This is a genomic window from Chitinophagales bacterium (genome assembly GCA_017303415.1).
Lineage (GTDB): Bacteria > Bacteroidota > Bacteroidia > Chitinophagales > Chitinophagaceae > SpSt-398.
The window spans coordinates 2,073,677-2,086,001 of record JAFLBJ010000001.1 but is presented as its reverse complement, the minus strand read 5'-3'; the positions used below and the strand labels follow the sequence as shown (position 1 = coordinate 2,086,001).

General features: G+C 46.3%; 12 protein-coding genes. 4 read left to right on the top strand and 8 right to left on the bottom strand.

The window, feature by feature from the left end:
* Positions 1-15: 15 nt before the first annotated feature.
* A complete protein-coding gene (gene lipB, locus J0M30_09035; protein ID MBN8667635.1) occupies positions 16-705 on the bottom strand; it encodes a lipoyl(octanoyl) transferase LipB in 690 nt (229 codons plus the stop codon).
* A 40-nt stretch (positions 706-745) separates the two neighbouring features.
* Here lipB and J0M30_09030 point away from each other — a divergent pair, with 40 nt between their 5' ends.
* Positions 746-1,801: an RluA family pseudouridine synthase gene (locus tag J0M30_09030; GenBank protein ID MBN8667634.1), complete on the top strand. Its 1,056-nt coding sequence runs from the start codon at positions 746-748 to the stop codon at positions 1,799-1,801.
* Here J0M30_09030 and J0M30_09025 read toward each other — a convergent pair.
* The 6 genes from J0M30_09025 to J0M30_09000 all read right to left on the bottom strand — a co-directional run bounded on the left by J0M30_09025 (position 1,791) and on the right by J0M30_09000 (position 7,025).
* Positions 1,791-2,714, bottom strand: coding sequence for a hypothetical protein (locus J0M30_09025; protein ID MBN8667633.1), 924 nt, complete (start codon positions 2,712-2,714; stop codon positions 1,791-1,793). The two genes, J0M30_09030 and J0M30_09025, sit on opposite strands and share 11 nt — an antisense overlap.
* Before the next feature lies 1 nt (position 2,715).
* A complete protein-coding gene (locus J0M30_09020; GenBank protein ID MBN8667632.1) occupies positions 2,716-3,297 on the bottom strand; it encodes a peptide deformylase in 582 nt (193 codons plus the stop codon).
* Between the two features lie 121 nt (positions 3,298-3,418).
* Positions 3,419-3,829 carry a Holliday junction resolvase RuvX gene (ruvX, locus tag J0M30_09015; protein MBN8667631.1) on the bottom strand — a complete coding sequence of 137 codons (411 nt, stop codon included), beginning with the start codon at positions 3,827-3,829 and terminating at the stop codon, positions 3,419-3,421.
* Between the two features lie 51 nt (positions 3,830-3,880).
* Entirely contained in the window at positions 3,881-4,756 is an 876-nt protein-coding gene (locus J0M30_09010; protein ID MBN8667630.1) for a UbiA family prenyltransferase, read from the bottom strand.
* 56 nt (positions 4,757-4,812) lie between these two features.
* A complete protein-coding gene (locus J0M30_09005; GenBank protein MBN8667629.1) occupies positions 4,813-5,340 on the bottom strand; it encodes an RNA methyltransferase in 528 nt (175 codons plus the stop codon).
* Positions 5,341-5,390: 50 nt separating this feature from the next.
* Entirely contained in the window at positions 5,391-7,025 is a 1,635-nt protein-coding gene (locus J0M30_09000) for a CotH kinase family protein (GenBank protein MBN8667628.1), read from the bottom strand.
* A gap of 120 nt (positions 7,026-7,145) precedes the next feature.
* Between J0M30_09000 and mutS the strand changes: the two genes are divergently transcribed.
* Positions 7,146-9,764 (top strand): DNA mismatch repair protein MutS, encoded by a 2,619-nt coding sequence (mutS, locus tag J0M30_08995; GenBank protein ID MBN8667627.1) that lies wholly within the window; start codon positions 7,146-7,148, stop codon positions 9,762-9,764.
* Between the two features lie 182 nt (positions 9,765-9,946).
* On the top strand, positions 9,947-10,450 hold the full coding sequence (locus tag J0M30_08990; GenBank protein MBN8667626.1) for a CHRD domain-containing protein: 504 nt from the start codon (positions 9,947-9,949) through the stop codon (positions 10,448-10,450).
* A gap of 60 nt (positions 10,451-10,510) precedes the next feature.
* Here J0M30_08990 and J0M30_08985 read toward each other — a convergent pair whose 3' ends face one another.
* Positions 10,511-10,894, bottom strand: coding sequence for an SET domain-containing protein-lysine N-methyltransferase (locus tag J0M30_08985; GenBank protein MBN8667625.1), 384 nt, complete (start codon positions 10,892-10,894; stop codon positions 10,511-10,513).
* Between the two features lie 31 nt (positions 10,895-10,925).
* On the opposite strand from J0M30_08985, the gene mgtE reads away from it, so the two are divergent.
* On the top strand, positions 10,926-12,320 hold the full coding sequence (gene mgtE / locus J0M30_08980) for a magnesium transporter (GenBank protein MBN8667624.1): 1,395 nt from the start codon (positions 10,926-10,928) through the stop codon (positions 12,318-12,320).
* Positions 12,321-12,325: the final 5 nt, after the last annotated feature.

The following is a 12,325-nucleotide window of genomic DNA, read 5'->3' as shown; positions in this document are numbered from 1 at the left end:
AAAAGTAGTTAGCTATTAGCTTTTCGTTACCTGAAGTGGGAATATAGTTTCAAAAGACAGACGAAGTTTCTCCTGCACCTCTTGCATATCTACTTTTCTTCCTAACTCTTTCTCCATGGAAGTAACCTGTTTATTCTGGATACCACAGGGAATGATAAAATTAAAGTAGTTCAGATCGGTATTCACATTAAGAGCAAACCCGTGCATGGTGATCCAGCGGCTGCACCTTACCCCCATGGCACATATCTTTCTCTCTCTGCCGGGGATTCCCGGGTCGAGCCAGACACCTGTCTCTCCTTTGGATCGTTCGCCTTTCAATCCATAAAAGGCCAAGGTGTGGATGATGACTTCTTCGAGCTCGCGTAGATACCGGCCGATATCGGTATAGATCCGTTCGAGGTCAAAAATGGGGTACCCTACGATCTGCTGAGGGCCATGAAAGGTGATATCACCTCCCCGATTGGTTTTAAAAAAATCGATACCTCTTCTGGCCAGTTCAGCCTCGTTGAGCAGAACATGCTCGATCTTACCACTCTTACCCAGGGTATAAACGGGTGGATGTTCGACAAATAAAAGGTAGTGTTCAGTAGGTTTACCCTCCGATTTAGCCTGTACATTGGCTTTTAACAACGATTCCTGGTAATCCCAGGCTTCCTTGTAAGGCATTTGTCCCAGGTCACGAAAGGTCACATCCTGTCTTTCCATGCGGTGGCAAAGTTAGCTTACTTTTGCCTAAATTTTTTTCATGGCTGAGGAGTTGGATAAAGAACCGGGGCAATATGGCAATGATGATCTGTATGAGCGTTTTGTCTTTCGTACCGACAAAGGGCAGGAACCGCTGCGTATTGACAAATACCTGATGAACCGGATAGAGGGGGCTACCCGAAATAAATTACAACAGGCCCTCAATGCCGGGCTGGTAACGGTCAATGGAAAGGAGGTAAAACCCAATTTCAAGGTCAAGGGTCTGGATGAGATCATAGTGTATTCGGATACCTCCGCCGCGGATACAGAGGTGGTACCTGAACCCATGGAGCTTAATATCGCTTTTGAAGATGAGCACCTGATGATGATCAACAAGCCAGCAGGTATGGTGGTACATCCGGGAAGTGGTAATTATACCGGTACCCTCCTAAATGGTGTGGCCTGGTACCTGAAGCAAAAGGATCCAGGGGTGACCGAAGAATCCCTGCCACGGTTTGGGTTGGTTCACCGTATCGATAAGAACACATCAGGTTTGCTGGTTTTGGCCAAGACACAAATAGCCATGAGCAAACTGGCCAAACAGTTTTACGATCATACTGTAAAGCGCCAATACGTAGCACTTGTTTGGGGCGATTTGAAGGAAGACAGTGGAACGATCATCGCCCATGTGGGACGTCATCAACGTTTTCGAAAATTATTTGAAGCCTATCCGGATGGTGAGCATGGAAAAGAGGCCATCACCCACTACCAGGTGCTCGAACGATTTGGCTATACCACTCTGGTACGTTGTATTTTGGAAACAGGCCGTACCCACCAGATCAGGGTTCATATGAAATACCTGGGTCATCCGCTTTTCAATGATGATACCTATGGTGGTGATAAGATCGTGAAAGGGACTGTTTATGCCCGGTACCGCCAGTTTGTGGAGAATTGCTTTGCCCTCTGTCCACGTCATGCCCTGCATGCGCGTACCCTGGGATTTGTCCATCCGGTTTCGGGAAAGGAACTTTTTTTTGAAGCAGATCTACCATCGGATATTCAATCAGTGATTGACAAGTGGAGGAGTTACGCCGAGCAAAAGAATATCATCGGTTAAAATCAAATAAGGTGGCGGTGAAAACTGCTCGTTCCCTTTTTTTCAGCGGCACATCCCAGGTGCCATTGTATTTTAGCACACGTGGTACCAACAGGTTGCCAAAATGCGTAAGTTGAACCTCCATACTCACTTCAAAGTCATAAATGCCCGTATCATAACTGAGGGAGTAATGACGGGCTAAAATCTCCAGTGAATTGGCATCGAACCAGGTTACCATCCGGTCTATCACTACTTTCCCTTTATACCCTTCTTTGGCCGTTATGGTGAACAAATAGCAGGATTGGCCTCCCTGATCGGTCATATCCAGGGAGTAATCGTATCGCTCACTCATGTGTTCATCAAAAATAGCGGTCTTGCCCCCCATAAAAGGAATACCGGGTATCTTCTTCCCCGGGTCAAAAAATAGCATTTTGAGTTGTTCCTTTCTTTTATCCAGACCTTTCTTTTCCTTTACTTGTCGGTCATGCCCTTTTACAATATTGTTTTCTCCGCAAATGGTGCCTTTGGCAAAAAAAAGACTGGCATAAAGTTCGGCCGTGTAGTAATTGTATTCGCGGTCTCCGTCATAAAAATCGCCAGTGGTTTTTTCCTCCAGAACTTCGGTACTACGGCAACCATTTTTTACCACCTGTTTTGTGCGGCTTTGCAGCGAGGCCTTTAAAATACCCTTTTTATCCAACATCCGGATATCGTTGAGCGAGGTAAAACCAAGCACCCGTAAATTGCGAAATGCCTTATAAAAGGTGGTGTCCTTTTTTATACGATCAATGAATTTGGGGATACTCAGGTCTGATCGCATCACGAGTTCAGACAAGGTGATCATGCGGGCGAGGCGTTCATTTTCCAGTGAGTCTTCGTCCTGAGCCAGGGCGGTAAAAGGAAAGAAAAGCCATATCAGGACCAGTCGGCGCATATTATTTTTTAGGAAAGAGCATCCGGTAATCCACGCTGATCTTCCCTTTTGAGATATCATCCAGTTTTCCCTTCATCAATTTCCGCTTTAAAGGGGTCAGGTGATCAATAAAAAGCTTGCCTTCGATATGGTCGTATTCGTGCTGGATGACGCGGGCTGTAATACCGGTGAACATCCTCTTCCGGGGTTCAAAATTTTCGTTCACATATTCAAGGCCAACCTGCATAGGGCGCCAAACATCTTCGCGGATCTTGGGAATACTCAGACACCCTTCATTATAAGGCCAATCTTCCCCTTCAAATTCTACAATTCGGGCATTGATAAATACCTCTTTGGTTCCCTGATCATCTCCATATTCTTCCCTTTCTTCCTTGTCCATTCCTTTCAGTATCTGGTGGCTGTCCACCACAAAAAGACGTATGTCACGGTTTACCTGGGGAGCAGCCAACCCTACCCCGCTACTGTGATACATGGTTTCCCACATGTCCGCGATCAATTTTTCCAGACCCGGGTAATCAGGTTGAATATCAGTGGCAAGTTTTCGCAAAACTGGATGTCCGTAGGCTACGATAGGAAGAATCATTCTGTTTCTGTTTCCGATTAACGGACAAAGTTACGGACTTATAGAGAAAAATGGAATACTGAAGATCGGGAGCATTGGTGGGGCATCAATTTACCGCAAAGAACAGGAGAAAGCTTACCAGCTAAATTTTTGTCAGGTACTCCTGCAACATGATCGTTGCAGCAATCTCGTCAACGAGGCCTTTCTTGCGGCGGTCCTTTTTCTTCATCCCCATTTCAAGCATGGCATCCTTTGCCATTTTCGATGTGTAACGCTCATCCACGCGTGTGATGGGAATCTGGGGAAAATTCTTTTCCAGGTCCTTTATGCATTGTTCCACCAGTGGCGTGGCATGGGTATCTGAATCATCCCAATTCTTTGGTTCCCCGATCAGGAAACGCTCCACTGCTTCAGTTTGCATGTATTTCTTCAAAAAAACGATCAACTCTTTTGACTCCACAGTTGTCAATCCAGTAGCAATGATCTGCAATGGATCCGTTACGGCAATGCCGGTTCGTTTAAGTCCAAAATCAATGGATAATATGCGGGCCAAGGTGTTTCTGTTTTATTGTTGTGAAGACCAAGAGCTGATAGCTATTCGCTTTTAGCCATTAGCTAAGAGAATAAGGTCGAGAATCACAAATATCGCAAATACAACCGAGGCTATGCCATTGGCTGTCATAAAAGCAATATTCACCCGGCGAAGATCATCGGGCTTAACGATCGAATGCTGGTAGATGAGCATGGCAGTGAACATCGCCATTCCAACCCAATAGACCCAATGAAAATGGCCGGATAGACCAGCTCCGAGTAAGCAGGCAAAAGACAGCACGTGCAATACCCGCGAAACCTGCAATGCATTTTTCTTTCCCAGTTGAGCAGGAATGGAATAAAGATCATTCTCTTTATCAAAATGTTCGTCCTGCAACGAATAAATGATATCAAACCCACTGACCCAAAACAATACACAAAAAGAAAAAAGAATGGGTAACACATCAAACACTCCGGCCACGGCAAGATAGGCACCGATCGGTGCCAGGGAAAGTCCGAGTCCTAAAACAAGGTGACAAAGAGCCGTAAACCTTTTGGTATAGCTATAACCCAATACCACCAGCAAGGCCACCGGGGAAAGATAAAAACAAAGGGTATTGATAAAGAAAGCGCAGGTGACGAAAAGTAAGCTCGATATGACCGTGAACAACAGAGCATGATTCGCTTTGATTAATCCAGCTGGAATTTCGCGAATGGCGGTACGGGGGTTTTTGGCGTCAAACTGCCGGTCAAGGTAACGGTTAAAGGCCATGGCGGCACTTCGTGCAAATACCATACAAAGGACCACCAGGAACAGCAGCTTTCCTCCTTCCTGCCAATCCATTTCGACCCCTTCTGACCGGACACCCAGAAAGAACCCGATCAACGCAAAGGGCATGGCGAAGATGGTGTGGGAAAACTTAATTAAACTGAGATATTTTTTCAACAAAAACCTATTGATAGTTTATAATTTACGATGAGCTAAAAGCTATTAGCTTTTAGCTTTTAGGTATTTTCTTCTTTCACGCGTTTGCGCACCAACTCCCACAACACCACCCCTGCTGCGGTAGCGATATTGAGCGAATGTTTCATCCCCCACTGAGGAATTTCTATCGTTCCTTCACAGAGGGAAATAGTGGATTGCTCCACACCGGTCACTTCATTTCCAAAAATGACCGCGATTTTTTCCATGGGGTCAAACTCTGCCTTTTGCAGCGGGATACTATTCTCCGTTTGCTCCACCGCAAAGACCCGGTAACCCATTTCTTTCAATTCATGGACAGCCTCGGTTGCTGTTTTAAAATGTTTCCAGCTCACGGTATCTTCAGCCCCAAGGGCTGTTTTGCGAATTTCCTTATGGGGAGGATATGGAGAATAACCACAGATATAAATGGCTTCGAGTAAAAAAGCATCACCGGTTCGAAACAAACTACCCACATTGTAGCCGCTCCGTACATTCTCTAAAACGGCAATTACCGGATTTTTCCGGGATTCCCGGAACTCCTCCACCGATTTTCGACCCAACTCTTCCATGGTCCTTTTTCGCATGGCGCAAAGATAAAGGGCCAACCCATTGGGTGGGCTTATTGACGCATAAGTTTGAAGGTGGCCGATTCTCCTGCACCATTCCTGATCCGGAGGATATAGAGACCCGAAGGATACCGGTCCAAAGGCACCGGTAAGAAATTGAACCCTTTAAGCACATTCAACTGAGCATTGAAAACTTTACGTCCATAAAGGTCAAATACTTCCGTCTGAAGCACCTGGTCTTCTTTGGCGGTCACTTTAATAGAGGGAGGATTTTTGAATGGATTGGGATAGACCTGTACTTCAATAGTACCCGGTTTATTTGAGGGCCAGTCGAAACAGGATCCGGTATTGGGTATATTTTGATCGATCCAGGCAAGGCGTTGCCCCAACCATTGTTTTAAGGTGGTGATCTCTCCTGCATAGGTGGTGGGGATCGGACTTGGATTGGGCCAAATATATTGGCCCAGGATCGGCCAGCGTTGGAAATGGCGCACATTGGCTTCACCGAGTAAGGCATTTACGGAGTCGATCAGAAAGAATAAACGTTGCTCATTCAACGATCCGGCACGGAGGTTTTTCCATCGGCAGCGCAGGGAGGAGGAAAAGGAAGAATCCGTCATCAGCCGGTCCCACCAGAATGGGACGAGCCAATAATCATCACGGCATATTGTATTGAACCGAAAACTCCAACCATCCACCGCGGCACCACTACAATAGTCGGCGTTACGAAATCCAAGGTCAAAATCCCATACCGGCCCGGCCTTGAGTTTTCCTCCTTTGCTATCACGGTCCTTATGAAAATACGAACTGAGGCGATATCCATCCACGTTCCGGCTTACCTCATTCACAATAAAAAAGTCAATAAAGGAAGCTACATCCGCATATTTGCGATAGCCCAGATCGGGGTCCTGGTAATTGGCGCCATTCAACGCTCTTTCAAAACTGTCAACATAGCTCTGCAGGTATATTTTCTGGGCGTTGGTGACATTCTCACTCTTTGGATATTCATATATGAATTCAATCTGGCGATTCGGATTTTCTGTCGGTTTGAAATAGGAAATCCAGCTTTGTTCATCCGGGTCCTTTTTATCAATTTTAAAAATATAACCTCCGGTCACTGCGTCACCCGAATTATCCGCATTCCCCATTTTTGTAATGGGCAATCGGCCCGAACCTCTTTTGATTTTTTCTTCCAGAATATACACGCCGCGGTAATCACCATTCAACACGACTTCCACATAGCGGCAACGCGATGCATAATTTCCCATTTCGCGGCTAATGGTATAGGCCAGAAAATTCCGCATAAGGGTTTTATCCGTATACGGTGCATACAATACCCAGTCGGCTTCCTTTGGCATACCCAACAGCGCCTGTTCTATATCATTTCCGGTAGCATCCTGCAATTCCACGGAATAGGATTTCATTGGAAAACTCTGGGAAGATTTTCCCCTGATCTCAATGCCTATTTTTCCGTTATAATGGTTGAATGGATCAGACATATGATTCACCAATCCGGGTCCATTATAAATGATCCCCATATCTGCCGGAATCTTGGGATCATCGGGAATTTCCACGCCTTGTGTATTGATGACAATGATGGGAAGATTGGAACTCGTCAGATTGACGGATTGGCTTAACGACAGCAGAGACCAGCCCAGTGATGCCAGAAAGATCAGACCCTTTTTCATATAGCAGTATTTAAAAACCCGGCGTATGATGTACGGAACGGGTCAACAGGCAAAAATACACAAATATTACCCTGTTCCAAGATGACTCCCGCCCCACTTCCTTATTTTTGCCGCCACCGTATGAGTAAAGCCAAAACATCAGATACTCCCTTGATGCAGCAGCACCGGGCCATCAAACAAAAATACCCGGATGCAATCCTCTTGTTCCGGGTTGGGGATTTCTATGAAACCTTTGGCCCCGATGCTGTGATCGCTGCCCAGGTACTTGGAATTACCCTGACCAAAAGAAACAATGGAGCGGCTTCGTCCTCCGAATTAGCTGGATTCCCGCATCATGCGTTGGATACCTATCTGCACAAACTGGTCAAAGCCGGATACCGGGTGGCCATTTGCGACCAGTTGGAAGACCCCAAACTGGCCAAGGGGATCGTGAAAAGAGGGGTGACTGAAATGGTAACCCCGGGAACAGCCACCAATGACAAATTGCTGGAACACCACAGCAATAACTTCCTCGCCGGGGTTCATTTTGCTGAAAATGATCGATATGGACTGGCTTTTCTGGATATTTCCACCGGAGAATTCCTGATCGCTGAAGGCGACAGGGATTATGCGGATAAACTACTACAGGGTTTTAAACCTGCCGAAGTGGTCTTTCAGCGGCATAAACAAAAGTTATTCCGCGAACAGTTTGGCGGGAAAATGTATAATTATACCCTGGATGAATGGATCTTTACGCCGACCTATGGTATTGATACCCTGCTCAAGCATTTTCAGACACATTCACTCAAAGGTTTTGGGGTGGAGGATCTGCAAGAAGGATTGGTTGCGGCCGGTGCTGTCCTGCACTATCTAAAGGATACCGAACATCCCAATCTCCAACACATCAGTTCCCTTCAACGGATCGACCGGGAGGATTTTTTATGGATGGACAGGTTTACGATCCGTAACCTCGAACTGGTTCACCGTTCCAACGAGAATGCCACTACCCTGCTGGATGTCATCGATACCACTGTTTCTCCCATGGGTGCCCGGCTTCTCCGTCGCTGGCTGGTTTTTCCCTTGCGGGATATCCAGAAGATCCAGGAAAGACTCAATCTGGTGGAATACCTGGTGAAGGATACGGAAACCCGTAACCGGTTATATCAACACATCAAAGCCTGCGGAGATATTGAACGTTTGATCTCCAAAGTTCCGATGAAAAAGATCAATCCACGGGAAGTGTTACAACTGGGAAGAGGATTGAAACAAGTGGAATCGATCCGACAGGTTTGCCTGAGCTCCACCAGTGAATACTTAAAAAGATTGGGCGATGCGCTTAACCCATGTCCTTTTATCGCGGAGAAAATTTTCAGGGAGATCGTTGATAATCCCCCTGCCCTCGCTGCCAAAGGCGGGATGATTCAGGCTGGCATACATGCCGAACTGGATCAACTGCGATCCATAGCTCATAACGGAAAAGAATACCTGGCCAGCCTGCAGCAAAAAGAAGCACAGGAAACAGGAATTTCTTCTTTAAAAATCGCCTTCAACAATGTCTTTGGTTATTATCTCGAAGTAACCAACGCACATAAAAACAAAGTACCTGCCTCCTGGATCCGAAAGCAAACCCTGACCAATGCCGAGCGTTATATCACGCCGGAATTGAAGGAATATGAAGAAAAGATCACCGGAGCCGAGGAAAAAATACTTGGTCTGGAGACTGCCATATTCGAAGGGCTGGTCACTGAATTGCAGGATTATTTACAACCAATACAGGCAAACGCGCACATCCTTGCCAACCTGGATTGTATGTGTGCCTTTGCCCAAAATGCATTGCAGTTTCAATTCCGCAAACCGGTATTACACGATGGAGCAGAGTTGGATATCCGCGAAGGCCGTCATCCGGTGATTGAAAGACAGCTTCCTGCCGGTGAAACCTATGTAAGCAATGATCTTATCCTGGATAAAACGAAACAACAGCTGATCATTCTGACCGGTCCCAACATGAGTGGTAAAAGTGCCCTCTTGCGCCAGACTGCCCTGATCGTGTTATTGGCGCATACCGGAAGTTTTGTACCAGCGGCCGCTGCCAGTATTCCGCTGACCGATAAGATATTTACCCGGGTAGGCGCATCTGACAACCTGAGTGGCGGCGAATCGACCTTTATGGTGGAAATGAATGAGACCGCCAGTATCATCAATAACCTCACTCCCAGAAGTCTGGTATTATTGGATGAGATCGGTAGGGGCACTTCCACCTACGATGGTATCTCCATTGCCTGGAGCATTGCCGAACACCTGCACGAATCACCCCACCGGCCTTTTACCCTTTTCGCCACCCATTATCATGAGTTGAATGAATTGGAAGAAAAACTGGTCAGGGTAAAGAATTTCCATATCACTAATAAAGAGGTAGGAAACCGCATTCTCTTTCTCCGAAAACTCGCCCCGGGCGGCAGCACCCACAGCTTTGGTATCCATGTGGCCCGAATGGCGGGAATGCCCCCTTCGCTGATCAACCGGGCCAATGAGATCCTGGCCCAATTAGAAGATAAACACCTGAGTGGCCATCCGGCACCTGCTGAAAAATTAAAAGACCTGAACGGTCCAGGACAGGAACGTTTGCAACTTTCCATTTTTGATGCCCATACCGAAACCTTCCAAACTATCCGGACAATTCTCGAAAGCACGGATATCAATCGCCTGACTCCCGTCGAGGCACTGCTGAAATTGCAGGAAATCAAGAATCTGCTGAAATAGTCAGACCAATGGGAGTTGATTTATTATAAGTTATTGATTATTAATTATTTATAAGATATCTTGGCTTGGGATAATTTGTCTGATAATCAATAATTATTAATTAATAATTCCAACCCTGCTATTTGCATTAAAAATTGGTCAATATCAAAAACTTCTTATTTTTATGCCAAATAAGAACTAACATGAGAGGACCAAAACTAACTGCTTTACTTTCTTCTTTTTCCCTTCTGCTGATCCTGAGTTCCTGCGATCGTGATACGCAAAATGATACCAATGATATAGTAAGAGCCAAAGGTGTGATCATCAATGGCGCTCAATCTGTTCCAGCCAATACATCTGCCGGTACCGGAACACTTGACCTGGTTTATAGCAAAGCGACCAAGACCCTTACCTATACCTTTAACTGGAGTGGTTTGAGTGGACCTGCTGTAGCTGCCAATATCCATGGTTTGGCCAGTCGCGGTACGGTAGCACTTCCTCCACCATTGGGTACCTATGCAAGTGGTGTAGCCCAGGTGCTCTGGTCCACCAGTGCCGCCAGAGGTGCCGCTGGTACCTACTCCGGAACCCTGCTGGTTGATGGGGTGGTAATCAAAGAAGATGACCTGCTGGCCGGAAAATATTATGTGAATATCGTAACTCAGGCACGTCCTACCGGAGAGATCCGCGGACAGATCGAATTCTAAGGCCTCCTTTCGCACACACACAATCATCAATATAAGAGTCCCCGGCCCCGCTGGGGATTTTTATTTGGCGTCAAACCAAAGAGGTGTAGCGTCATTCCAATTGCCGTTATAGTTGATGAACAACTCTTCATGCGGGGAAATATTTCGGACCGTTTTGATCTGAATGGTTTTTTCTTCAAAATTCATTTCATATTCGCAATTCGAACGATAAGAATGATTATATACGGGAACATAACCCATCGCCATGCAACAGTGGTCCTTTTCCTTTCCCCATTCAAAAATATAGTCATGGAGACTCGTTTTATCGAGCCATTTTCTTTCTTCACCGGTCATGACAATTACAGGTGAAACCTCTATGATGGTGTCCCGGTCTATGGCTTCACTGGTAAAGACACCACGACCCATGTTTTCAGATTGGTCAATATACAGGCAGGAAAGGAGCATGGGGCAAAAATAAGTGTTGTAAATTTGATCCATGTCATTGGAACTTGAACAGGAAAATATTGGTTTGAAAGAGCAGTTTGAAGCCATTATTGAAACTGAAGATAAGCTCGCGATCCGGGAATTCCTGGATCACCAGAATATCAGTGAAGTGGCCGATCTGGTATATGAGTATGCGGAATTTGATGAGCAGATCATCGCTGGGATGAGTGTGCACCGTGCCGCCAAAGTGTTCAAGATCCTTGAATTTCCTACACAAAAAAGGATCATTCAGGAACTTCCTCCCTCCAAGACCGCTGAGTTGCTCAATGAACTGCCAGCGGATGACCGGACCGACTTTTTGGAAGAGCTCCCCAGTAATGTGGTGCGGGAACTGATCAAGCTCCTTGATCCGGAGGAAAGAAAGATTACGCTATCCCTACTGGGTTACCCCGATAACAGTGTGGGCCGGTTAATGACCCCCGATTATGTGTACGTTTATGTGGATGATACCATTGCCGAGGTACTGGATACGATACGCCGGGTGGGAAAAGACTCGGAGACCATTGATGTGATCTATGTGATTAACAATAAAGGTGAACTCCTGGATGATATCCGGATCCGCGAATTCCTTCTTAATCCACCCGATAAGAAAGTAAGTGAATTGATGGATGACCGGGTGATCTCCCTGAATGTTTTTGAAGACCAGGAAATGGCTTATGAGGCCTTTAAGATGAATAACCGGGTGGCCTTGCCCGTTGTAAGTAACAGCAATAAACTATTGGGCATTGTGACCATTGATGATGTACTGTGGGTAGCGAGTGAGGAATTCTCTGAAGACGTACAAAAGATCGGGGGTACACAGGCGCTTGACCAACCTTATCTGGAAACCTCTGTTTTGGGGATGTTCAAGAAAAGGATCATTTGGCTGATGATCCTGTTTATCGGCGAGTTGATCACCATTTCCGCCATGCAACAGTTCCAGGATGAAATAGCCAAGGTGGTTATCCTGGCAACATTTATTCCCCTGATCATTTCAAGTGGAGGGAACAGTGGCTCCCAGGCATCTACCCTGGTGATTCAAGCCATGGCCCTGGGTGAGGTCACGATTGGCGATTGGTGGAAAATCATGCGCCGGGAGATCATCAGCGGATTGCTCCTGGGTGCCGTGCTATGCCTGATGGGTATCGCCGTGATCACCGCCTGGCATTTTTTATCGGATACATTTGGAGTGCATTATCTCCGCATTGCTTTTACTATCGGCTTGTCTCTCGTAGGAATTGTGATGTGGGGGACATTGATGGGTTCCATGCTTCCCCTTTTACTCAAACGTTTTGGAGCCGACCCGGCTGCTTCTTCCACGCCCTTTGTGGCTACTCTGGTAGACGTTACTGGTCTACTGATCTATTTCGGTTTTGCCTCAGTTATGCTCGGAGGCATTCTCCTTTGATTTGT